The 22,065-nt window shown below is 57.1% G+C and carries 22 protein-coding genes; 14 read left to right on the forward strand and 8 right to left on the reverse strand.

The features are described 5' to 3' along the window. Positions 1-14: 14 nt before the first annotated feature. On the reverse strand, positions 15-2,489 hold the full coding sequence (gene hrpB / locus FHW71_RS11125) for an ATP-dependent helicase HrpB (RefSeq protein ID WP_179451994.1): 2,475 nt from the start codon (positions 2,487-2,489) through the stop codon (positions 15-17). A 36-nt stretch (positions 2,490-2,525) separates the two neighbouring features. On the opposite strand from hrpB, the gene thpR reads away from it, so the two are divergent. From thpR to panD, 9 genes are all read left to right on the forward strand, one after another. Beyond that, entirely contained in the window at positions 2,526-3,065 is a 540-nt protein-coding gene (thpR, locus tag FHW71_RS11130) for an RNA 2',3'-cyclic phosphodiesterase (protein WP_179452020.1), read from the forward strand. Further along, the gene (gene sfsA / locus FHW71_RS11135; RefSeq protein ID WP_179451993.1) at positions 3,066-3,770 is read left to right on the forward strand and encodes a DNA/RNA nuclease SfsA; all 705 of its coding nucleotides are present in this window, start codon (positions 3,066-3,068) and stop codon (positions 3,768-3,770) included. A 247-nt stretch (positions 3,771-4,017) separates the two neighbouring features. Further along, positions 4,018-4,473 (forward strand): RNA polymerase-binding protein DksA, encoded by a 456-nt coding sequence (gene dksA, locus FHW71_RS11140; RefSeq protein ID WP_007888770.1) that lies wholly within the window; start codon positions 4,018-4,020, stop codon positions 4,471-4,473. Between the two features lie 70 nt (positions 4,474-4,543). Beyond that, positions 4,544-5,473 (forward strand): tRNA glutamyl-Q(34) synthetase GluQRS, encoded by a 930-nt coding sequence (gluQRS, locus tag FHW71_RS11145; RefSeq protein WP_179451992.1) that lies wholly within the window; start codon positions 4,544-4,546, stop codon positions 5,471-5,473. A 38-nt stretch (positions 5,474-5,511) separates the two neighbouring features. Next, entirely contained in the window at positions 5,512-6,924 is a 1,413-nt protein-coding gene (gene pcnB, locus FHW71_RS11150; RefSeq protein ID WP_353620989.1) for a polynucleotide adenylyltransferase PcnB, read from the forward strand. Further along, positions 6,921-7,406 (forward strand): 2-amino-4-hydroxy-6-hydroxymethyldihydropteridine diphosphokinase, encoded by a 486-nt coding sequence (gene folK / locus FHW71_RS11155; RefSeq protein WP_179451991.1) that lies wholly within the window; start codon positions 6,921-6,923, stop codon positions 7,404-7,406. The genes pcnB and folK overlap by 4 nt, the downstream gene beginning before the upstream one ends. 42 nt (positions 7,407-7,448) lie before the next feature. Beyond that, positions 7,449-8,243 carry a 3-methyl-2-oxobutanoate hydroxymethyltransferase gene (gene panB, locus FHW71_RS11160; protein ID WP_061718097.1) on the forward strand — a complete coding sequence of 265 codons (795 nt, stop codon included), beginning with the start codon at positions 7,449-7,451 and terminating at the stop codon, positions 8,241-8,243. A gap of 15 nt (positions 8,244-8,258) precedes the next feature. Then, complete coding sequence (panC, locus tag FHW71_RS11165; RefSeq protein ID WP_179451990.1) at positions 8,259-9,113, forward strand: pantoate--beta-alanine ligase; 855 nt, start codon at positions 8,259-8,261, stop codon at positions 9,111-9,113. A gap of 41 nt (positions 9,114-9,154) precedes the next feature. Further along, positions 9,155-9,535 carry an aspartate 1-decarboxylase gene (panD, locus tag FHW71_RS11170; RefSeq protein ID WP_007888760.1) on the forward strand — a complete coding sequence of 127 codons (381 nt, stop codon included), beginning with the start codon at positions 9,155-9,157 and terminating at the stop codon, positions 9,533-9,535. An 84-nt stretch (positions 9,536-9,619) separates the two neighbouring features. On the opposite strand, the gene FHW71_RS11175 is transcribed toward panD, so the two are convergent. From FHW71_RS11175 to hpt, 3 genes are all read right to left on the reverse strand, one after another. Beyond that, on the reverse strand, positions 9,620-10,390 hold the full coding sequence (locus FHW71_RS11175) for an ABC transporter permease (protein WP_179451989.1): 771 nt from the start codon (positions 10,388-10,390) through the stop codon (positions 9,620-9,622). Continuing rightward, positions 10,387-11,313 carry an ABC transporter ATP-binding protein gene (locus FHW71_RS11180; protein WP_179451988.1) on the reverse strand — a complete coding sequence of 309 codons (927 nt, stop codon included), beginning with the start codon at positions 11,311-11,313 and terminating at the stop codon, positions 10,387-10,389. Before FHW71_RS11180 ends, FHW71_RS11175 begins: the two co-directional genes overlap by 4 nt. 192 nt (positions 11,314-11,505) lie before the next feature. Beyond that, a complete protein-coding gene (gene hpt / locus FHW71_RS11185; protein WP_008108528.1) occupies positions 11,506-12,042 on the reverse strand; it encodes a hypoxanthine phosphoribosyltransferase in 537 nt (178 codons plus the stop codon). A gap of 165 nt (positions 12,043-12,207) precedes the next feature. On the opposite strand from hpt, the gene FHW71_RS11190 reads away from it, so the two are divergent. After that, entirely contained in the window at positions 12,208-13,497 is a 1,290-nt protein-coding gene (locus tag FHW71_RS11190; RefSeq protein ID WP_179451987.1) for a cystathionine gamma-synthase family protein, read from the forward strand. Here the strand turns inward: FHW71_RS11190 and cueO are convergent. After that, positions 13,490-15,079 carry a multicopper oxidase CueO gene (gene cueO, locus FHW71_RS11195; protein WP_179451986.1) on the reverse strand — a complete coding sequence of 530 codons (1,590 nt, stop codon included), beginning with the start codon at positions 15,077-15,079 and terminating at the stop codon, positions 13,490-13,492. The two genes, FHW71_RS11190 and cueO, sit on opposite strands and share 8 nt — an antisense overlap. 177 nt (positions 15,080-15,256) lie before the next feature. On the opposite strand from cueO, the gene FHW71_RS11200 reads away from it, so the two are divergent. Continuing rightward, positions 15,257-15,604 carry a YacC family pilotin-like protein gene (locus FHW71_RS11200; protein ID WP_007888732.1) on the forward strand — a complete coding sequence of 116 codons (348 nt, stop codon included), beginning with the start codon at positions 15,257-15,259 and terminating at the stop codon, positions 15,602-15,604. 59 nt (positions 15,605-15,663) lie between these two features. Here FHW71_RS11200 and FHW71_RS11205 read toward each other — a convergent pair whose 3' ends face one another. The 3 genes from FHW71_RS11205 to FHW71_RS11215 are packed head-to-tail and all read right to left on the reverse strand — an operon-like array spanning position 15,664 to position 18,673. Next, complete coding sequence (locus FHW71_RS11205; RefSeq protein ID WP_008108534.1) at positions 15,664-16,422, reverse strand: DeoR/GlpR family DNA-binding transcription regulator; 759 nt, start codon at positions 16,420-16,422, stop codon at positions 15,664-15,666. A 6-nt stretch (positions 16,423-16,428) separates the two neighbouring features. Then, complete coding sequence (locus FHW71_RS11210) at positions 16,429-17,409, reverse strand: D-threonate 4-phosphate dehydrogenase (RefSeq protein ID WP_179451985.1); 981 nt, start codon at positions 17,407-17,409, stop codon at positions 16,429-16,431. Further along, positions 17,402-18,673, reverse strand: coding sequence for a four-carbon acid sugar kinase family protein (locus tag FHW71_RS11215; protein ID WP_179451984.1), 1,272 nt, complete (start codon positions 18,671-18,673; stop codon positions 17,402-17,404). Before FHW71_RS11215 ends, FHW71_RS11210 begins: the two co-directional genes overlap by 8 nt. A 182-nt stretch (positions 18,674-18,855) precedes the next feature. Here FHW71_RS11215 and FHW71_RS11220 point away from each other — a divergent pair, with 182 nt between their 5' ends. The 3 genes from FHW71_RS11220 to FHW71_RS11230 all read left to right on the forward strand — a co-directional run bounded on the left by FHW71_RS11220 (position 18,856) and on the right by FHW71_RS11230 (position 22,022). Then, the gene (locus FHW71_RS11220; RefSeq protein WP_179451983.1) at positions 18,856-20,004 is read left to right on the forward strand and encodes an iron-containing alcohol dehydrogenase; all 1,149 of its coding nucleotides are present in this window, start codon (positions 18,856-18,858) and stop codon (positions 20,002-20,004) included. A gap of 17 nt (positions 20,005-20,021) precedes the next feature. After that, positions 20,022-20,906 carry a dihydrodipicolinate synthase family protein gene (locus FHW71_RS11225; RefSeq protein WP_179451982.1) on the forward strand — a complete coding sequence of 295 codons (885 nt, stop codon included), beginning with the start codon at positions 20,022-20,024 and terminating at the stop codon, positions 20,904-20,906. A gap of 162 nt (positions 20,907-21,068) precedes the next feature. Then, positions 21,069-22,022, forward strand: a complete 954-nt coding sequence (locus tag FHW71_RS11230) for a phosphoglycerate dehydrogenase (protein ID WP_179451981.1) — start codon at positions 21,069-21,071, stop codon at positions 22,020-22,022. Positions 22,023-22,065 lie beyond the last annotated feature (43 nt).

The raw sequence follows: 22,065 nt of genomic DNA on the forward strand, positions 1-22,065 counted from the left end.
CGATCCACAGCGTTTCACGATGAAAATTTCTTGGTCCGCCTTGTGGGTAAGGCGTTGGCCGGATCGTCCGGCCACGGATGCTTTGGATAGCGCCCTTTCATCTCTTTCTGCACTTCGGGATAGGCACCGCGCCAGAACGCCGCGAGGTCGCGGGTGATCTGCAACGGACGGTGCGCGGGCGAAAGCAGCTCTAACACCAGCGGTACGCGGCCATCGGCCACCGCCGGATTCTGTGCTTCGCCAAACATCTCCTGAATCCGCACCGCCAGCGCGGGTGGCTTCTCTGCATCGTAGCGGATCGGCAGGCGGCTTCCGGTCGGCACAGTGTAATGAGTTGGCAGCACAGTATCCAGCCGCTGACGTTGTGACCATGTCAGCAAATGTAATAATGCGCTGACAAGATTGATGCTCTGCAATCCTTTCAGATCGCGCACCGTGCTCATCTCCGGCAGCAGCCAGCTTTCGAGCGTTTCGAGCAGGCTCTCATCGTCAAGCGGCGGCCACGCCTCTTCCGGCAACCACTGCGTGGCACAGTGCACCCGCAAGAGTAGCTGCTCAGCGTCTTCTTTCCAGCCCAGCACCGACAATCCTTTTTCGCGGATCCAGCGCAGCATCGCCGGATGCAATATTTCGGCTTCCGGACGCGCCTGCGGCTGTGCTTTCAGGACCAGCGCGCCGATGAGTTCGCGTTTCCACGCGCGCAAGGTGCCTTTCTCCTCGTCCCACTCCACGTCGGTGCGCTGCTCAACTAAGGTTGGACACGCGCGGCGTAGCGCGTCGATATCCACCGGCAGCGCCAGCAACATGCGCGCATCGGCAGCGCTGGCGCCCTGCAGCAGCGTCGGCGCAATCAGCCATTCATAGCGGCTTAAACCATCCTGCTCGTTGAGCATCGCGCCAATGCCGTTCGCCAGCTGATAACGCGCGCTATCGCCACGACGCTGCGCCAGACGATCGGCAAAACCGGCGGCTAATAGCTGCGGGAACAGATCTGGATTAATGGTGCCGCCGCTGGCGTTGAGGCGTTTCTGCCACTGACACGCACGGCGCTGCCAGTGCGACTGCGGATGATTGAGCGCATCACGCAGATCGACGCTGCCGCTGCGTGGAGGATCTTCCAGAATCGCTACCAGCAGCGCGGCGCTGGCGATGGCATCGTTGTTTTGCCCGGCGGCCACCAGAATCGCGCTCAGGCGCGGATCGCTGCCCAGCGCGGCCATTTTTCGACCGCGCGCGTTGAGCTGGTGATTCTCCAGCGCGCCTAGCTGAGTTAACCGCTCGCACGCCGCTCGCAAGTTGCGCGGCGGCGGCGCGTCAAGCCAGGTAAGCTGCGTCGCATCCTGACAACCCCATTGCAGCATATCGATCTGCAGCGAGGTCAGATCGCTCTGGAGAATTTCCGGTTCGCTCTGCGCTGCCGCGCGCAGCGCCTGCTCTTGCGGCAGCAAATGCAGGCAGATGCCCGGTTCTAATCGCCCGGCGCGACCGGCACGCTGCGTCATCGATGCCTGGCTGATACGCTGCGTTTGCAGCCGCGTCACGCCGCTGCGCACGTCAAACTGCGCCGAGCGTTCCAGCGCGCTATCGACCACTAAACGGATACCTTCGATGGTCAAGCTGGTTTCGGCAATGTTGGTCGCCAGCACCACTTTGCGTCGACCCGCTGGAGACGGCAGGATGGCGCGGCGTTGCGCCTCCAGCGACAGCGCACCATATAAAGGAGAGAGATCCACCTCGTCACCGACCCGCGCTTCCAGCTCGCGCTTCACTCTTTCAATTTCTGCTACGCCCGGCAGGAACAGCAGCAGCGATCCTGACTCGTCGCGCAGCAGTTGTGCCACTTCGCGTGCCACCGCTTCCTCAAAACGTTGCTGGCTGTTGAGCGAAGCATAGCGGCGCGTGACCGGGAAGCTGCGGCCTTGCGAGACGACAAAAGGCGCATCCGGCAGCAGCTGACGCAAACGCTGATTGTCGAGCGTGGCCGACATCAGCAGGATTTTCAGATCGTCGCGCAATCCTTGCTGCACATCGAGCAGCAGCGCCAGCGCCAGATCGGCCTGCAGGCTACGTTCGTGGAATTCATCGAGGATCACCAGCGAAACACCTTCCAGCATCGGATCGCGCTGTAGCATGCGCGTCAAAATGCCTTCGGTGACCACTTCGAGGCGCGTGTTGGCACCGCAGCAGTTTTCACCGCGCATGCGATAGCCAACGGTGCCGCCCGGCTGCTCGCCAAGCAGTTCCGCCAGGCGCTGCGCCACGTTGCGCGCCGCCAGCCGACGCGGCTCCAGCATGATAATGCGGCCGGGCAATTGGGCGTGTTTTAGCAGCTGTAACGGCAGCCAGGTCGATTTACCTGCGCCGGTCGGCGCCGCCAGCAACACCTGCGGCGACTGCGCCAGCGCGGCCAGCAACGCAGGCAGCACCTCGCTTACCGGTAACTCACTCAAACTCAACTCCCAAAATGCCTGTGCTAAGATGGCGCGCATTGTAGCACTCTGAGGCGCGGATTACCGGAGGCCAACCTGGCAACGCAACGTCTGTTTTTTGCTCTTGAACTGCCCGCTCCGCTCCAGCAACAGCTGGTACAGTGGCGCGCGGATAATTTTGCTGCCGAAGCCGGGAAACCGGTGGCGGCGGCCAACCTGCACCTGACGCTGGCGTTTCTTGGCGAGGTCAGCGATGAGACCTCACGTAAGCTGCAGCTGCTGGCCTCACGCATCGAACAGCCGGGTTTTTCCCTCGATTTGGATGACGCCGGCCACTGGCCGCGTCCCGGCGTGGTGTGGCTCGGCTGCCAGCGCGCGCCGCGCGGATTACTGCAGCTCGCCAGCCTGCTGCGTGCGCAAGCGGCGCGTCATGGTTGCGCGCAGAGCCCGCAACCGTTTCATCCGCACATCACGCTGTTGCGCCACGTGGTGCCACAGATTGCGCTACCGCCGCGCGGCTTTCACTGGCGCGCCGATATCCGCCATTTTGCGCTGTTCGCTTCGAACGTCACGCGCGGCCGCACGCGTTATCAGGCGCTGGCCCGCTGGCCGCTACTATCATCCACAGGAGAGTAAATGGAGTTCGATCCGCCACTCAAACCCGCCCGCTTGATCGCCCGTTACAAACGCTTTTTAGCCGATGTGGTTACGCCAGAAGGTGAAACGCTGACCATTCACTGCGCCAATACCGGCGCGATGACCGGCTGCGCCACGCCGGGCGATACCGTGTGGTATTCGACATCCAACAGTGCCACGCGAAAATATCCGCACAGCTGGGAACTCACCGAGACCCAACAAGGCCACTGGATCTGCGTCAATACGCTGCGCGCCAATCAGCTAGTGCGCGAGGCGCTGACGCTCGATAACATTCCGGAATTATCCGCTTACAGCCGCTGCCAGCCTGAAGTGAAATACGGCACGGAAAAAAGCCGAATTGATTTCCTGCTGCAAGCGGATGGCCGATCGAACTGCTATATTGAAGTCAAGTCCGTCACCCTGTTACAGGCAGGTAAAGGCTATTTTCCGGATGCGGTGACGGCTCGTGGACAGAAACATCTGCGCGAATTGAGCACTATCGTGGCAGAAGGTCATCGAGCCGTTTTGTTGTTCGCAGTTTTGCATACGGGGATTGAGGACGTTTCCCCGGCACGCCATATCGACGTGCACTACGCAGAACTACTGGAACAGGCGCAGCGTTGTGGTGTGGAAATTTTAGCGTATCAAGCTCAAATCTCACCGTTAAAGATATTACTGACGCATCCGATTAACGTAGCGTTGTAATATTTATAGCAATTTGGTGTGATAGGAATGTTCTGGGCGAGGCGCTGAATACGCGATTGTTCAGAGGCTTGTCAAGTAGTGGTCAGGAATAATTGCCAACCTTGATTGCTTCTGCTATTTATAGCGGCCTGTTTTTTTCCCTTTATGGGAATCGATAAGCCCTAAATCGTTCGGGTTGTAGGCACACAGTTAACGCACATGCAACTTGACGTATTTAGGGAAGTGCGTGTTATCCAGGAGAAACAACATGCAAGAAGGGCAAAACCGTAAAACATCGTCCCTGAGTATCCTCGCCATCGCTGGAGTTGAGCCTTATCAGGTGAAACCGGGCGAAGAGTATATGAACGACGCCCAGCTAGGCCATTTCCGTAAAATTCTGGAAGCCTGGCGCAACCAACTTCGGGATGAAGTAGATCGCACTGTGTCACATATGCAGGACGAAGCTGCTAACTTCCCGGATCCGGTCGACCGTGCTGCGCAGGAAGAAGAGTTCAGCCTGGAATTGCGTAACCGCGATCGTGAGCGCAAACTCATTAAAAAGATTGAGAAAACGCTCAAGAAAGTGGATGACGACGATTTCGGTTACTGCGACTCCTGCGGTGTAGAAATTGGTATTCGCCGCCTTGAGGCGCGTCCGACTGCCGATCTCTGCATTGACTGCAAAACGCTGGCAGAAATCCGCGAGAAGCAGATGGCTGGCTAATGGCCGTGAGCAAATTGCTACCGCACAGCCGGGAAAATCCCTGTTTTCCCGACGTGCGGTACACTTCGTTATGAATCCTTCACTCTTCATTGGGCGTTTCGCTCCCTCTCCTTCTGGTGACCTCCATTTTGGTTCGCTGATTGCTGCATTAGGCAGTTACCTGAGCGCGCGCGCGCAACAGGGACGCTGGCTGGTGCGCATTGAAGATATTGATCCCCCACGTGAAGTTCCCGGTGCTGCAACGCGTATTTTGCAGCAGCTGGAACATTATGGTCTGCATTGGGATGGCGAGGTTTTGTGGCAGTCACAGCGCCACGACGCCTATCGCGCCGCGCTGAGCTGGCTGCAAACGCATCGTCAAAGTTACTTCTGCACCTGCACACGCAGCCGCATCCAGCAGCTGGGCGGCTTTTATGATGGTCACTGCCGCGATTTGCAGCTGCCGCCGGATAATGCCGCGCTGCGCCTGCGTCAACATGCGCCGGTTAGCGGCTTTAACGATCGCCTGCGCGGCCATTTGCAGGCGGAACCGCAGCTTGCGCAAGAAGATTTTATTATCCATCGCCGTGATGGGCTTTTTGCCTACAACCTCGCGGTAGTGGTTGATGACCATTTTCAGGGCGTGACGGAAATTGTGCGCGGCGCGGATTTGATTGAGCCAACGGTGCGCCAGATTGCCTTGTATCAGCAGTTTGCCTGGCCAGTGCCGGATTACCTGCATTTGCCGCTGGCGGTTAATCGCGATGGCAACAAGCTTTCCAAGCAGAATCATGCGCCCGCGCTGCCCGATGGTGATGCGCGCCCGTTGTTGGTGCAAGCTTTGCGCTTTCTTGGTCAGCCGGTTTCGTCAGGCTGGCAGGATGAATCGCTGGAAAGCCTGTTGAAACAGGCGGTCGCGCAGTGGAATATCCGTCTGATTCCGTTGCAGAACGGTCTTAAAGAGGATGAAACGACATCACCATTCCTAAATGGTTCTCAACAGGCTATGATTAGCCGCTGATTTTATTAACACCCTTTTTCTCACTGTCGAGGTGTCCCATTTTTACCCGAGTCGCTAATTTTTGCCGGAGAGTCCTCAAGCGTGATGAGGAGGCGCCTGAAGAGGTGGAAGCTGAAAGTCCTGGTCAGATGACTGTCATTCCACGAGAAAGCCACAACATCTCACGCAAAGATATCAGCGAAAACGCCCTCAAAGTGCTCTATCGCCTGAACAAAGCCGGATTCGAAGCCTACCTGGTGGGCGGCGGCGTGCGCGATTTGTTACTCGGCAGTAAGCCGAAAGACTTTGATATCACCACCAACGCCACGCCTGAACAGATGCGTAAGCTGTTCCGCAACTGCCGTTTGGTGGGTCGTCGTTTTCGTCTGGCGCATGTGATGTTCGGTCCTGAAGTGATCGAAGTCGCCACCTTCCGTGGTCATCATCATGAAGAGAGCGAAGAAGATCGCAACAGCTCGCAGCGCGGCCAAAACGGCATGCTGCTGCGTGACAACATTTTCGGCAGCATTGAAGACGATGCCCAGCGACGCGATCTCACCATCAACAGCCTCTATTACAGCGTGGCCGATTTCACCGTACGTGATTACGTCGGTGGCTTGCACGATCTGCACGAAGGCATCATTCGCATGATTGGCGACCCGGAAACCCGCTATCGCGAAGATCCGGTGCGTATGCTGCGCGTGGTGCGCTTTGCCGCCAAGCTGCAGATGCGTATCGCGGCAGAAACTGCCGAGCCGATCCCGCGTCTGGCGACGCTGCTGAATGACATTCCGCCAGCGCGTATGTTTGAAGAGTCGCTCAAGCTGCTGCAGGCCGGTTACGGCTACCGCACCTATCAGATGATGCGTGAATATCAGCTGTTCCAGCCGCTGTTCCCTACGCTGACGCGCGGTTTCACCTCCGAAAGCGACAGCCTGATGGAACGTATGGTGGCGCAGGTACTGAAAAATACCGACACCCGCATTCAAAATGATATGCGCGTCAATCCGGCCTTCCTGTTTGCCGCGATGTTCTGGTATCCGCAGCTGGAATCCGCCGAACGCATTGCGCAGGAAAGCGGACTGACCTATTACGATGCTTTCGCCTTGTCGATGAACGAAACCCTGGACGAAGCCTGCCGCGCGCTGGCGATTCCAAAGCGTATTACTACGCTGATTCGTGATATCTGGCAGCTGCAGCTACGCATGTCGCGCCGTCACGGCAAGCGTGCGTGGAAGCTGATGGAGCATCCTAAGTTCCGTGCCGCTTACGATTTGATGGCACTGCGTGCCGACGTGGAAAACAATCCTGAGCTGCAAAAGCTGACGCATTGGTGGGGCGAGTTCCAGGCGGCGGCACCGGTGCAGCAGAAAACCATGATGACCACGCTTGGCGATGATCCGGCGCCGCGCCGCAAACCGCGCCGTCCGCGTCGCCGTCCAACCGGGCCTCGCACTAACAGCCCGCAATGACCCGCGTTTACCTCGCTTTAGGCAGTAATCTGGCCGATCCGCTGCATCAGGTTGATGCAGCGTTGGCCGCGCTAGACGCCATTCCGCATACTACGCGCATCGCCACTTCATCGCTGTATCGCACACCGCCGTACGGTCCGCCGGATCAGCCCGATTATCTTAATGCGGTTGTGGCGCTGGACACCGCGCTGGAGGCCGACGCGCTGCTCGATCATACCCAGCGCATTGAGCTGGAGCACGGTCGTGTGCGCAAAGCCGAACGCTGGGGACCGCGTACGCTGGATCTCGATATCATGCTGTTTGGCAACAAAACCATTTCCACGCCGCGTCTGACCGTACCGCATTACGACATGCACAATCGCGCTTTTATGCTGGTGCCGCTGCTGGAAATTGCCCCGCAATTATCGCTGCCGAACGGGCAAGCCTTGTCTGCCATTCTCGCCACTCTGGATCGCAGCGCTATCCGTTTGTGGTCTGAGTAAGCCGTAGTACACTGCGCGCATCAGAAAACTCTGGAGCGTGTGATGAAACCAACAACCCTCTCCCATTTACGCCAACTCAAAACCAGCGGTCGCAAATTTGCCACGTTGACGGCGTACGACTTCAGTTTTGCCCGCCTGTTTGCCGATGAAGGCATTCAGGTGATGCTGATTGGTGATTCGCTCGGCATGACCGTGCAGGGACACGAATCGACCTTGCCGGTCACCGTGGACGATATCGCCTATCACACCGCCGCCGTGCGTCGTGGCGCGCCGCTGGCGCTGCTGATGGCCGATCTGCCGTTTATGAGTTATGCCACGCCGGAACAGACGTTCACTAACGCCGCACAGCTGATGCGCGCGGGTGCCAATATGGTGAAGCTGGAAGGCGGCGAGTGGCTGGCGGAAACCGTGCGTATGCTGACCGAACGCGCCGTGCCGGTATGCGGCCATCTGGGTCTGACGCCGCAGTCGGTGAATATCTTCGGTGGCTATAAAGTGCAGGGCCGCGATGAAGCCGCCGCTGAGCGTCTACTGGCCGATGCGCTGGCGCTGGAAGCCGCTGGTATGCAGCTGCTGGTGCTGGAGTGCGTGCCGGTGGCGCTGGCGGAACGCGTCACCAAAGCGTTGTCGGTGCCGGTGATCGGCATCGGCGCGGGCAACGTCACTGACGGACAGATTCTGGTGATGCACGACGCCTTTGGCATTACCGGCGGCCATATTCCCAAATTTGCCAAAAATTTCCTCGCTGAAACCGGCGACATTCGCGCGGCGATTCGCCAATATATCGCCGACGTTGAAGCGGGCCTCTATCCAGCCGCTGAACACAGTTTCCAGTAAATCAGGAGATTTGCAGTGCTGATCATTGAAACACTGCCGATGCTGCGTCGAGAAATTCGTCGCTGGCGTCAGGCAGGCAAACGTATCGCGCTGGTGCCCACCATGGGCAACCTGCACGACGGTCATCTGACGTTGGTCGATGAAGCGCGCGAGCGCGCCGACGTTGTGGTGGTCTCGATTTTCGTTAACCCGATGCAGTTTGATCGTCCCGACGATCTGGCGCGCTATCCGCGCACGCTGCAGGACGATTGCGAGAAGCTGAATCGTCATAGCGTAGATCTGGTGTTAGCACCCGCGCCGGCTGATGTCTATCCAAAAGGCCTTGATAGCCAAACCTTCGTGGAAGTGCCGGGTTTATCATCGCTGCTGGAAGGTGCCAGCCGTCCGGGACATTTTCGTGGCGTCTCCACCATCGTCAGCAAACTGTTTAATCTGGTGCAGCCCGACATCGCCTGCTTTGGCGAGAAGGATTTCCAGCAGCTGGCGATCATCCGCAAGATGGTGGCGGATATGGGCTTCGATATTGAGATTGTGGGCGTGCCAACGGTGCGCGCGAAAGATGGCCTGGCGCTGAGTTCGCGCAATGGCTATCTCACCGCCGACGAGCGTAACATCGCCGCTGGTCTCAGCCAGGTGATGAACAGCATGGCCGAACGTCTGAACAACGGCGAGCGGCATGTCGAAGAGATTATCGAGCACGCGGAAGTGGCGTTGCGTGAGAAGGGTTTTCGTCCGGACGGACTGGCGATTTGCGATGCCGAAACCTTACAAGCGCTGAACGTGGACAGCCAGCGCGCGGTGATTCTGATGGCCGCATGGCTGGGCAATGCGCGTCTGATTGATAATCAGCAAGTGGATCTGACGGAGTAGTTTTCCGTCGTTTATTGGCAGCTTAACAAGGTTAGACAGTTATGATTCGCACCGTACTTCAAGGCAAACTGCATCGCGTTAAAGTCACTCAGGCAGATTTGCATTACGAAGGTTCCTGCGCCATTGACCAGGATTTCCTCGACGCCTCCGGCATTCTGCAATACGAAGCCATCGACATCTACAACGTCACCAACGGCCAGCGTTTTTCCACCTACGCGATTGCCGCTGAACGTGGCTCGAAGATCATCTCAGTCAACGGTGCCGCCGCGCGTTGCGCCTGCGCTGGCGATATCATGATCATCTGCTCTTACGTGCAGGTCGAAGATGAAGTCGCGCGTAGCTGGCAGCCGAAAGTCGCCTACTTTGAAGGCGATAACGAAATGAAGCGCCTCGCCAAGGCGCTGCCGGTTCAGGTCGCCTGATATAACAAGGGCGGGATTAAATCCCGCCCTTGTTATTTGTAGGGTCGCCATTCATGGCGACCTTCTTGAATATCACTCTAAAACCTACGTACGCAACCCGCGCCCACGCTGAATCAGCGAATACACCAGCACATAAAACACCACGATAAAGGCGACCAACACCGACAGGGTAAACACCAACGGCACATCGCTAATACCAAGGAAACCGTAACGGAAGCCGCTGATCATATACACCACCGGATTCAGCTTCGACACCGCTTGCCAGAACGGTGGCAGCAGCGTCAGCGAGTAGAACACGCCGCCGAGATAGGTTAACGGCGTCAGCACAAAAGTCGGAATCAGGCTGATATCGTCAAAGGTGCGCGCGAACACCGCATTCAGCAGGCCTGCCAGCGAGAACAGAATCGCCGTCAGCAGTAGCGTCACCGCCACCATCGACCACGAATGCACGTGGAACGGCACGAAGAACAGCGAAATCGCGGTCACCAAAATCCCCACGCACACGCCGCGCGCCACGCCGCCGCCGACATAACCGGCGATGATGATGTGCGTTGGCACCGGCGCCACCAGCAGCTCTTCAATGTTGCGCTGGAACTTGGCGCTAAAGAACGATGACGCCACGTTAGCGTAAGCATTGGTGATCACCGCCATCATGATCAGGCCCGGCACGATAAACTGCATGTAGCTGAAACCGTGCATATCGCCGATGCGTGAACCAATCAGGTTGCCGAAGATAATAAAGTAGAGCGTCATGGTGATCACCGGCGGCACCAGCGTCTGAATCCAGATGCGGGCGAAGCGGTTGATCTCTTTGCTCCAGATGCTCTTGAGCGCCACCCAATACAAGTGCGTCATGCTTTCACTCCTGTTTTTCCCTGTGTCAGGCTGACGAACAGCTCCTCAAGGCGGTTAGCTTTATTGCGCATGCTCAGCACCTGCACGCCCTGCGCGCTCAGCTGGCTGAACACGCTGTTCAGGCCTTGCTCGCGCATCACTTCCACTTCCAGCGTAGAGGTATCAACCAGACGATACTGGAAGCCCTCCAGCTGCGGCAGCGGGCTGCGCGGTGCTAAATCGAGAATGAAGGTTTCGGATTGCAGCTTAGAGAGCAATCCTTTCATCGAGGTGTTCTCCACCAGCTCGCCGCTTTGAATAATACCGATATTGCGGCACAGCATTTCCGCCTCTTCCAGATAGTGCGTGGTGAGAATGATGGTGGTGCCTTTGATATTCAGCTCTTTCAGGAAGCTCCACATCGAACGGCGCAGTTCGATATCCACGCCCGCGGTTGGTTCGTCGAGGATCAGCAGCTTCGGCTCATGCATCAGCGCACGCGCGATCATCAGACGACGCTTCATACCGCCTGAAAGCATGCGCGCACGTTCGTTGCGTTTGCCCCACAGATCGAGCTGATTGAGGTATTTTTCCGCGCGCTTGTTTGCTTCGGCGCGTTCAACGCCGTAGTAACCAGCCTGATTAACCACAATCTGCATCACGGTCTCAAACGGGTTGAAGTTGAACTCCTGCGGCACCAGCCCGAGCTGACGCTTGGCGTTGACCACGTCTTTTTGCAGGTCATAGCCAAACACGCGCACGCTGCCGCCGATTTTATTCACTAACGAGCTGATAATACCGATGGTGGTGGATTTTCCGGCGCCGTTTGGCCCCAGCAAGGCGTAAAAGTCGCCCGCTTCCACGTTGAGATCGAGTCCTTTCAGCGCCTGTACGCCGCCGGGATAGGTTTTGGTCAGCCCGGAAATTTCCAGTGCATATGTCATTGCGAATCCATACCTTGTTGTAGAGACATCAAAGGCCTATGAAAATGAAAATGCGCACGAACGATGTCGCGGTCATTAACATTAAGAAATCAATGGAGTTTAGCAGAGAGTGAAGCCAGCCCATAAGTCGTTGACTCACGGGCTGCGCAGTGTATCGCAGGCGGGGGAGATTAGCCTTGGACGATTGTGCGGTTATTCACCGGTCGGGATAACTTTGCCGATGTACGGCAGATGGCGATAGCGCTGGGCGTAATCGATACCAAAGCCCACCACGAACTCATCGGGAATGGTGAAGCCCACGTATTCGACGGTGACGTCCACTTCGCGGCGCTCGGGCTTATCCAGCAAAGTACAAATCGCCAGTGACTTTGGCTCACGCAGGCGCAGGATCTCGCGCACTTTGCTCAGCGTGTTGCCGGAATCGATGATGTCTTCCACGATCAGCACGTCCTTGCCACGAATATCTTCATCGAGATCTTTAAGGATTTTCACATCGCGGGTGCTCGACATGCCGCTGCCGTAGCTTGACGCAGTCATAAAGTCGACTTCATGCGGCACGTCGATGGCGCGGCACAGATCGGCCATAAACATAAAGGAGCCGCGCAGCAAACCCACCAGCACCATTTCGCTGCCGCTGTCGCGGTAGTGCTCGTTAATCTGCTTGCCCAGTTCGGCAATTCGGGTTGCGATCTCTTGCTCGGAGATCATCACGTCGACGGTATGTTTCATTGCATGCGTCCAGTTACGGTTTTTGGAAAGCCACGAAGTCTATCATAGTCGAGCCAGCGTCTAACGCCGCGCACAGAACGCAAACGATTCCGTGGCGAAATTTATCGCGCTGGCGTTAACTGTAGGAACCTGTCCGCCCTTTCACCGCCGAGTTCTGGAGTTCCTATGACCGCTTCATCCAGTAAAAAAACCAAGATTGGTACGCGCGAGTTGCACCCGGAAACGCAGATGCTGAACTACGGTTACGATCCGCAATTATCGGAAGGCGCGGTGAAACCACCTGTATTTCTCACCTCCACCTTTGTATTTAACAGCGCCGAAGAGGGACAGGACTTTTTCGATTTCGTCGCTGGGCGTAAACAACCGCCAGAAGGCAAAAGTGGCGGGCTGGTCTATTCGCGCTTCAACCATCCCAACAGCGAAATCGTGGAGGATCGGCTGGCGGTGTACGAAGGCGCGGAAAGCGCGGCGCTGTTCTCTTCCGGCATGTCGGCAATTGCCACCACGCTGCTGACGTTTGCGCGTCCAGGTGAAGTGATTCTGCATTCCCAGCCGCTGTATGGCGGCACCGAAACGTTGCTGAGTAAAACGCTGCACGATTTGGAGATCAAAGCGGTGGGTTTCAGCGATGGCACCGACGAAGATAAGGTGCATGAGGCGGCGAAACTGGCGTGGCAGCGCGGACGCGTGGCGCTGATTCTGATTGAGACGCCTGCCAATCCAACCAACAGCTTGGTGGATATTCAGTTGATGCAGCAGGTAGCGGATGTGATCGCGCAGCAGCAAGGATCGCGGCCAATTCTAGCCTGTGATAACACGTTGCTCGGCCCGCTGTTTCAACGTCCCTTGCAGCACGGCGCGGATTTGTCGCTCTATTCCCTGACCAAATATGTTGGCGGCCATTCGGACCTGATTGCCGGTGCAGTGCTGGGGAGCAAAGCGCTGGTCGGCAAAGTACGTTCGCTGCGCAGCGCCATAGGCACGCAGCTGGATCCGCACTCCAGCTGGATGATTGGTCGCTCGCTGGAAACGCTATCGCTGCGCATGGAGAAAGCCACCAGCAATGCCGAAAAAGTGGCGGCGTTTTTACGCGATCATCCGCAGGTGGAAAAACTGCATTGGCTGCCATATCTGACGGCTGAAAGTCCGGCGGGCAAAACGTATCAGCGCCAGTGCAGCGGCGCGGGTTCAACCTTCTCGTTTGATATTCGTGGCGGGCAAGCGGCGGCGTTCCGTTTTCTCAACACGCTGGAACTGTTCAAGCTGGCGGTGAGCCTCGGCGGCACCGAATCGCTCGCCAGCCATCCTGCCAGCACCACCCATTCGGGCGTGCCGCAGGATGTTCGGCAACGTATTGGCATCACCGATGCGACCGTGCGCCTGTCGATTGGAATCGAACATCCTGACGACTTAATTGAAGACATGCGCCTGGCGCTGGAAGCCTCGCTTAACTGACGCTAAAACCGAGCATCATGCCGGTATCTTCATGTTCCAGCAGATGACAATGCGCCATGTAGGCATTGTCGGCGTTAGCGACATAGTTGAAGCGCACCAACACTTCACTGCGCCAGCCGTTAACGCTGACCATGTCCTTCCAGCCGGCGCGATGCGGCGCGGGCGGCTTGCCATTTTCTGACAGGATGCGGAACTGCGTGCCGTGAATGTGGAACGGATGCAGCATTTGATCGCCTTCGCCGGAAATCGTCCACTTTTCCAGCTTGCCCAACTCAACATTGAACATTGGCTTGGTCATGTTGAACGCCTGGCCGTTGATCTTGTTGCCGTTGTGGAAATCATAGCCAGCGGTTTTGCCGTGGTTGCCGTGATCCATCGCCATATCGCCATGATCCATCGGCTTGGCGCTGTTAGTCATATCCATGTTGCCATGATCCATTTTCATGCCGCCCATGGCTTTATCGCCGTAGCGATCCATCAACGCCTGCATGCCTTGCTGATCAAGCTGCGGATCCATCATCAGCTGCAGCCAGCGGCTTTGCAGACCTTCGGTGGCAGGAATCGGCGGCAGATCCACCAGTTTGTCCGGCAATGTGCCGCTAGCCAGCACGCGCAGCGGCAGAATATTGACCAGCGGCAGCGGTTGATCGAACGGCGCCAGCGTCATGCCCATCTGCGTGACCGGCAGCGTCACCACGTCAAAGGCTTTGCCATCTGAAGTATCCACCAGCACTTCAAAACGCTCGCCCGGTAGCAGCGGCAAGCTCTCCACTTTCACCGGTTCGGCCAGCAAACCGCCGTCGCTGCCGATCACATACAGCGGACGTTGATCGCTGGTAGCGATATGCAGCGAACGCGCGTTACAGCCGTTGAGTAAACGCAGACGCAGCCAGCCGCGCGGCACCGCATGCTGCGGATATTGCACGCCGTTGGTGAGCATCAGGTCGCCGAACCAGCCGACGGCGGCACGCATGATATCGAGCTGATAATCGATTTGCGTTCCCGCTTTATTCAACTGCTTATCCTGGAAAATCAGCGGCACATCGTCTTCGCCCCATTGCATCGGCAGACGCAGCTTGCCGGAAGCTTCATCTTCCAGCAGTACCAAACCGGCCAGACCTTGCGCCACCTGATAACCGGTTTTACCGTGTTGATGCGGATGGAACCAGCAGGTTGCGGCGGGTTGGTCGGGCGTGAAACTCACCTGACGGGTTGCACCGGGCGCAATAATCCCCTGCGGGCCGCCATCGACATCGCCGGGAATTTCCAGACCATGCCAGTGCAAGGTGGTGGCTTCTGGCAGCTGGTTATGGATATTCACCGTAACCGTTTTTTCGCGTTGCAGACGCAGCGCAGGCCCGAGCAATCCACCGTTGTATCCCCAGGTTGGCACCGCTTTGCCATTCCATTGGCTGCTGCCGATCATCGCGGTTAAGTTGTATTGCCCGCGGGCATCAGGCTGCAAAATAGAGGGAATCGGCAATAATGGGCGTGTGGCGGCCATTAGTGAGCGGCTCCACAGCGGCAGCGCACCGGCGGCGCTGAGTGCGGCAGTCAACTTTAGAAAATGACGACGTTGCATATTCTTATCCTTGTCGTGAATAAGGGCACAGCGTAAACCTTTACCCTGCGGGAGGGTCAAGCCCTGAAACAGAATGCGCTGATAAAAATGGTGGGAATGGCCCGAAAGGGCAAATTTAGCGGAATACCGGCAATAACTGTGCTAACGTCAATAAATTGTCCCTTGTTGAGAATCATTATGACGAAAAGCATCAAGATCCTGCTGCTGGCGGGACTCCTTGGCTTCTCCTCCACCAGTTTTGCCCTGAGCGAATCCGAAGCAGAAGATCTGGCCGACCTCACCGCCGTGTTCGTTTATCTCAAGAACGATTGTGGCTATCAGGATTTGCCGGACGCACAGATTCGTAAAGCGCTGGTGTTTTTCGCCCAACAAAACCGTTGGGATTTAAGCAACTACAGCAATTACAACATGAAGTCGCTGGGCGAAGAGAGCTACAAGGATTTGAGCGGCATCGCCATCACCAATGACAAAAAGTGTAAGTCGCTGGCGCGCGATTCGCTGAGTTTGCTGGCTTACGTTAAGTAATCAGATTGGGTGCGGGCTGATGCCCTCACCCCATTCCTCTCCCACAGGAGAGGAGAATGTTAAGTTAATTGCAAACCCAATCCACGCTCGCGCAGGTCGCGGCACACCGCTTCATCCAGACGCGCATCCGTTACCACATCAGTCAGGCTATCAATCGGCGCGGCGCAATACAGCGACCATGAACCGTACTTGCTGCTGTCAGCCAGCAGAACACGGCGGCGCGCATTAGCCAGCAGATCCATTTTCAATCCGGCTTTATCTTCGGTTGGCGTGGTAATCCCGCGTTCGATGCTCCAAGAGTTGCAGCTGACAAACGCGATATCGGGATTGATGCTGCGCAGCAAGCGACGTCCATGTTCACCAATACACGACTGGCTGGAATCATCGATGCGTCCACCAATAATGGTGGTTTCGATTTGCTTAAATTCGGAAAGAAACAGCGCGATGTGCAGATCGGCAGTGATCACCCGCAGCTTGAGGTGCGTTAGCTGGCGCGCCAGCTCCAGCATGGTAGTACCGGCATCCAATACCACCGCATCACCCGATTGCACGTAGCTGGCGGCAAACTGCGCGATGGCCTGCTTCTCGGCGAGGTTACGCTGCATCTTCTCCAGCGTGGTCGGCTGATTGGGGATAAAGCGATTCAGCGTGACGCCGCCGTGGCTGCGGCTAATAACGCCCTCTTTATCCAGCTTGATCAGATCGCGGCGGATCGTCGCTGGCGAGGCAGAAATAGCGCTCACCAGTTGTTCAACAGTGACCAAATTATGGCTCTTCAGATAGTCCATAATCTGGTCGAGACGGCTTTGTCCCTTCATATTTCCCTATGCAAGCTGCATCGCGAGTTTAATGGAGATCGCCATGCTCGCAGAGTTCGCTTTACCTGTCCAGGCGATATCAAACGCGGTGCCGTGGTCCGCCGAAGTGCGGATAAACGGCAAGCCAGCGGTGATATTTACTCCATCATAAAAACCTAATAATTTCAGCGGGATGTGTCCTTGATCGTGGTACATCGCTACCACCATATCGTACTGCCCTTCCTGACACTGTAGGAACACGGTATCGGGCGGGCATGGACCGCTGACATCAATGCCCTGCGCTTTCATCGCCTGGATAGCAGGCGCGACGATGGTGATCTCTTCATCGCCAAACAAGCCGTTTTCACCGGCATGTGGATTGACGCCCGCCACGGCGATGCGCGGCTTGTCGAAACCGACGCGGCGCAGGAAGCTGTCGGCCATGCCGATCACCGTCTGAATGCGTTCGCCGTTTAAGGTATCGAGGAACTTTCGCAGCGCAATATGCGTGGTGACGTGAATCACTTTCAGCTTATCGGTGTAGAGCACCATGGCGTAATTTTTGGTGTTGGTCAGCTGCGCCAGCAGTTCGGTGTGGCCGGGATAAAGATGTCCCGCCGAATGCAGCGCCTCTTTATTTAACGGTGCGGTGGCGATCGCCTGCACCTCGCCAGCCAGCGCCAGTTCGGTAGCACGTTTCACGCAGCGCCAGGCCAAATCGCCCGCCGCTTTCTGCACCACGCCGGGCTGCAGCGCGGCGGCATCCGCCAGCGGCTCATCTATTACGTTGATAATGCCGGGCGCGAAGTGCGCATCATTGACCTGGTCGAGCACGCGCAGTTCAGCCTGCGGCGTGATATTGAGTCCCATCACCCGACGCAGCGTGTTGGCGCAACCCACCACCACCGCTGGTACGCCCGCTAACTCACCTTCTGCCAGCGCTTTAATGATGATCTCCGGGCCGATGCCCGCCGGATCGCCCATGGTAATCGCAATAATTTTACTCACTCGACTTCTCCTCAATAAAACGAATGGCTTCTACCAGGGTGTTTTCGTCACCAAAGCCACCTGCTTTGGTCATCACCGGCAGGTGTAATTCACTGTTAAGCAAAACCCCGTGCGGCACGCAGCCCGCCACAAGGCCCTGAATCTGGAAACCGCTCGCGCCAAACGCCTGCGCCACGGCAATCGCCACATCACCTCCAGAGAGATACAGTCCAGCAGGCTGCACCTCGCGGCACACGCTGCGGGTTAACTGCGCGAGAAACTGGCAGATGCGCTCGCCCAATAACTGACGTGAAACCTGATGTTGTTGGCACAACTGCTCGATCTCGTGGCGCTGATCGGCGTGTTGCGTAGTACGCACCACGCAATGCGCGCCGTCGTACAGAGCCTGCTGCATTGCCTGCTGCCACTGTTCAGCCAGCGGCCAGGCCGGTTGGGCAAACAGCTGGCGGATATCAATGTCGATAATGCGGATGTCGCGCTGGCTGGCGAGGCGCGTAATCTGCTGCTGCGCAATCGCGCTCATCGAGCCAACCACCGCCAGCACCGGACGAGGCTGACGCGCCGCCAGCATCGCGCCAAGCGCATCGCTGAGCCCGGACGCACCGGCCAGCAATGGACGCGTCTCCAGCGTGGCTGCCGCGGCCATTAATAAGGCAATGTCGCCGTCCTGCTCGATATCCACCACCAGCAAACCTTGCTTGCTGCCGAGCACCTGCGCCAACTGGCCGCCGCGCAGCGTAGCGAGATCGAGGGTTTCACCCGGCAATGTGCTCTGCATCTGCAACCGCGTCAGCACATGGCCGCTGGTGACCGGCGTTTTAGGATCGCTGGCGAATTCGCTGTCGATCAGACGTTGCTGATGGATCCACACTTCACCCGCTCGCGTGGTGCGTCCAAGCTTCGGCACCGCCGGCACCACTAAGGCTAATGATTTGCCGCTGGCCTGCATCGCGGCTTCGATTTCCGCGCCGGGATTGCCGCGCAGCGTGGAATCAATCTTCTTAAACAACCAACCATCGTTAGCGATGGCCCGATGTTGCTCAATCGCCGCTCGCGTGCGCCGGGCTGCTTCCTGTTCGCTGAGCGCACGGCTATCGGTGCTGATTACCAGCACATCGGCGGCATCAGCGTCATGCGGCGTGCTGCTATCAAACAGCACATGCACTCGCGCCCCGGCTTGTGCCAGCCCGCTGCCCGCGTCATTGGCGCCGGTGAAATCATCGGCAATCACCAGGACTGGCGTTTTCCATGGCGGTAAAGTCATGCTCTCTCCTGTTCCGGCCGCTGCCGTGCTGCAATGATTATATTCAATCATGATTGATTATATGTGAGCAAGATCAAATTAATCGAAATCAATTTGTCCTATAAAATTAGGCACTGTAGTGATAGACCTCGTGCTGCATGAGCAAACTTAATCATTCAGCGCAAAAAACGTAAGGGTAAGAGATGAATATCAACAGCACCGTGATCAGTGGCTTTCAAGCGCTTAATGACCTCAGCTATTTACTGCAAGGTAAAGAAAAAGCGCTGCTGGTGACCGATAAGAATATTGAAGGCATTCCGGCGGTGCAGACGCTGATCGCCCAGTTGAAGCAGCAGATTGCCAGCCTGAGCATCGTCAATACGGTGCCGCCAGAGCCCAGCCAGCACGATGTGGCAGCCATTGTTGCCGCGCTGCCGAGCACCGATGTGGATCTGGTGATTGGCGTCGGCGGTGGCAGCGTACTGGATGTCGCCAAGCTGCTGTCGATTCTGTGTGTTGAAGGCGCGCCAACACTGGAGGCGCTGCTGGCGGGTGAAAAGCCGCAAACACGCACCACTTCGCTGCTGATTCCCACCACCGCAGGTACTGGCTCAGAAGCCACGCCCAATGCGATTCTGGCGATCCCCGAGAAAGAGACCAAGGTCGGCATTATCACGCCGGTGATGCTGCCAGATTATGTCGCGCTGGTGCCGGAACTCACCACCAGCATGCCGCCACATATCGCCTCTTCCACCGGTATCGATGCGCTGTGCCATTTAATCGAGTGTTTTACCGCAACCGTGTCGAATCCGGTGAGCGATAACTATGCGCTGATCGGCATGAAAAAGCTGTTTGCCAGCCTCGAAACCACCATCGCGGAGCCGGATAATCTTGAGGCGCGCCTGAATATGCTGTGGGCGTCTTATTACGGTGGCGCATCGATTGCGCATGCCGGTACGCATCTGGTACATGCAATGTCTTATCCGCTGGGCGGCAAATATCACCTGCCGCACGGCGTCGCCAACGCCATTCTGCTCGCGCCCTGCATGCGCTTTGTGCGTCCGGCGGCGGTGAGCAAATTCGCTCAGGCTTACGATCTGCTACCGGATGCCGATACCTCGCTGGACGACGAAGCCAAATCCCACGCGCTGGTGGCGTACTTTGCCGCGCTGGTGAAACGCCTGAAGCTGCCCGCCAGCCTGGAAGAGCTGGGTATCGGCTCGGATCATCTGCCGTATCTGGTGGAAGCCGCGCTCGACGTGCAGCGCCTGATGAAGAATGTACCGATGAAAGTGGGCGCCGATGACGTACGCAACGTCTACCTGACGCTATTTCCGGCTTTGAATCACTAAGGATTATCGAGGACAACATGAGCAAGAAAATTCAGGGCGTGTTAACCGCCATCGTCACCACCTTCGATCGCGACGGCGCATTCAATCCAGCCGTCCAACGCGAACAGGTTAAACGTCAGTTAAGCGCTGGCAACGGCATCTTCTGCGGCGGCACCAACGGCGAATTCTTCGTGCTGAACGAACAGGAGAAGCTGGCGGTGACGCAAACCTGCGTTGATGAAGTGAACGGCCGCGCGCCGGTGGTGGCGCACATTGGCGAGATCTCCACGCGTGAAACCATTCGCCTCGGCAAACAAGTGGCGAAGCTGGGCGTGGATGCGGTTTCAGTGATCACGCCCTATTTCGTGCCGCTAAAGCAGGAAGAGCTGATCGCCCACTATCGCGCGGTGGCCGATGCCATCGACGTGCCGCTGTTCCTCTACAACATTCCGGCACGCACCGGCAACACGCTGCAGCCGGAAACCGTGCGCACGTTGGCCGCGCACCCGAACATCATCGGCATTAAAGACAGCGCCGGCAGCTATGAAAGCCTGAGCGGCTTTCTGCAAGCGGCTGCAGGAATCGACAGTTTTGATGTGCTGAACGGTCCGGATTCGTTGATTCATCAGGGCTTTGTCGACGGCTGCTCGGCCTGTATTTCTGGTCTCGCTAACGTGGCGCCTAAAGAGATCAATGCGATTTGGGCACGCTTTCATGCCGGCGATATCGAAGGTTCGCGCCTGGCGCAGGAAAACGTCACCGGTCTGCGCACCGATCTGTATAGCGTGGGCTTCTCTCCCGCCGCAGTGAAAAAAGCGGTGACGCTGCTGGGCTTTGAGGTTGGCGACAGCCGCTATGCGGTGAGTTTCTCTGCCGAAGAAGAGCAGAAGATCCGCCAGATTGTGAATCAGTATTTGCAGTAATGCAGGTGCGCCGTTGGTTTGGTCACCCTAAAGGGCGACCCTGCGGCGTATGAATGCGCATATGAATGCGGGTACGAACGCACATATGAATGCGGTTTTGTAGGGTCGCCATTTATGGTGACCTGCCCAATTTGGCAGCATTTACTAATCCCGGGAAGAATCATGAAAGTCATCTGTACTTCACCGTCATTCGCCAAATACGACGCAGCGCCGATTGAGGTGCTGCAACAGCACGGTTTCGAATTGATTGCACTGCCCGCCGATGCGCCGCTGAGCGCACTTGAGCCACATCTGGCTGACACCGTAGCGATGATTGTGGCCTTTACCGACATCAATGAAGAACTGCTGGCATTAACGCCGCAACTGAAAATCGTCTGTAAGCACGGCGTTGGCGTCGACAATATCAATCTGGAAGCGACGCGCGCACGCGGTATTTACGTCACTAACGTGCCCGATGCCAACAAACACGCGGTTGCCGATTTCGCCTTTGCTTTGATCCTCAACAGCGCGCGTCAGATCACCCAAGCCGCCATTGAAACCCGCGCGGGCAGCTGGCCGCGAATTTTTGCCACCGACGTCTACGGCAAAACGTTAGGCATCATTGGGCTGGGCAATATCGGCAAGCAGGTCTCGCTGCGCGCCAAAGGCTTCAACATGCGGGTTATCGCGTTCGATTTTTATCCCGATGAGCAGTTTGCTGCCGAGCACGGCATCGAATTCGTCACGCTGGATCATCTGACCGAAACCAGCGATTTCATCACTCTGCACATGCCGCTTACCGACAAGACGCAGAATTTATTTGATGCCGCACGCCTCAAACGCATGAAGAAAACTGCCTTCCTGATTAATGCCTCACGCGGCGGCGTGGTGAACGAGCAGGATCTCTATCAGGCGTTGCTGGATAACGTGATTGCCGGTGCTGCAGCTGATGTGTTTGTGCAGGAACCGCTGAGCGAGCATCCACTGTTTACGCTCAACAACTTCATTCCCACTTCGCACATTGCCGGTTACACCGACGGCGCAATCAGCGCGATTGGTGAACGTTGCGTGTCGCAAATTGTGCAGTGCATCCAACAGGGCGAACGCCCAATCAACGTGATGAACGGGCTGGAATAACACCCCGCCTTTCTCTGTAACCCTTTTTCGAGTGGATAATTAT

The organism is Enterobacter sp. Sphag1F (assembly GCF_014193275.1).
Classification (GTDB): Bacteria; Pseudomonadota; Gammaproteobacteria; order Enterobacterales; family Enterobacteriaceae; genus Pantoea; species Pantoea symbiotica.

Excerpts from the sequence above, each read along its gene's own strand:
- dksA (WP_007888770.1), top strand. The coding sequence starts at position 4,018 with ATGCAAGAAGGGCAAAACCGTAAAACATCGTCCCTGAGTATCCTCGCC.
- FHW71_RS11220 (WP_179451983.1), top strand. The coding sequence starts at position 18,856 with ATGAATATCAACAGCACCGTGATCAGTGGCTTTCAAGCGCTTAATGAC.
- FHW71_RS11200 (WP_007888732.1), top strand. The coding sequence starts at position 15,257 with ATGACGAAAAGCATCAAGATCCTGCTGCTGGCGGGACTCCTTGGCTTC.
- FHW71_RS11230 (WP_179451981.1), top strand. The coding sequence starts at position 21,069 with ATGAAAGTCATCTGTACTTCACCGTCATTCGCCAAATACGACGCAGCG.
- FHW71_RS11215 (WP_179451984.1), bottom strand. The coding sequence starts at position 18,673 with ATGACTTTACCGCCATGGAAAACGCCAGTCCTGGTGATTGCCGATGAT.
- FHW71_RS11205 (WP_008108534.1), bottom strand. The coding sequence starts at position 16,422 with ATGAAGGGACAAAGCCGTCTCGACCAGATTATGGACTATCTGAAGAGC.
- FHW71_RS11225 (WP_179451982.1), top strand. The coding sequence starts at position 20,022 with ATGAGCAAGAAAATTCAGGGCGTGTTAACCGCCATCGTCACCACCTTC.
- sfsA (WP_179451993.1), top strand. The coding sequence starts at position 3,066 with ATGGAGTTCGATCCGCCACTCAAACCCGCCCGCTTGATCGCCCGTTAC.
- FHW71_RS11190 (WP_179451987.1), top strand. The coding sequence starts at position 12,208 with ATGACCGCTTCATCCAGTAAAAAAACCAAGATTGGTACGCGCGAGTTG.
- hpt (WP_008108528.1), bottom strand. The coding sequence starts at position 12,042 with ATGAAACATACCGTCGACGTGATGATCTCCGAGCAAGAGATCGCAACC.
- gluQRS (WP_179451992.1), top strand. The coding sequence starts at position 4,544 with ATGAATCCTTCACTCTTCATTGGGCGTTTCGCTCCCTCTCCTTCTGGT.
- hrpB (WP_179451994.1), bottom strand. The coding sequence starts at position 2,489 with ATGCGCGCCATCTTAGCACAGGCATTTTGGGAGTTGAGTTTGAGTGAG.
- folK (WP_179451991.1), top strand. The coding sequence starts at position 6,921 with ATGACCCGCGTTTACCTCGCTTTAGGCAGTAATCTGGCCGATCCGCTG.
- cueO (WP_179451986.1), bottom strand. The coding sequence starts at position 15,079 with ATGCAACGTCGTCATTTTCTAAAGTTGACTGCCGCACTCAGCGCCGCC.
- FHW71_RS11175 (WP_179451989.1), bottom strand. The coding sequence starts at position 10,390 with ATGACGCACTTGTATTGGGTGGCGCTCAAGAGCATCTGGAGCAAAGAG.
- panB (WP_061718097.1), top strand. The coding sequence starts at position 7,449 with ATGAAACCAACAACCCTCTCCCATTTACGCCAACTCAAAACCAGCGGT.
- FHW71_RS11180 (WP_179451988.1), bottom strand. The coding sequence starts at position 11,313 with ATGACATATGCACTGGAAATTTCCGGGCTGACCAAAACCTATCCCGGC.
- panD (WP_007888760.1), top strand. The coding sequence starts at position 9,155 with ATGATTCGCACCGTACTTCAAGGCAAACTGCATCGCGTTAAAGTCACT.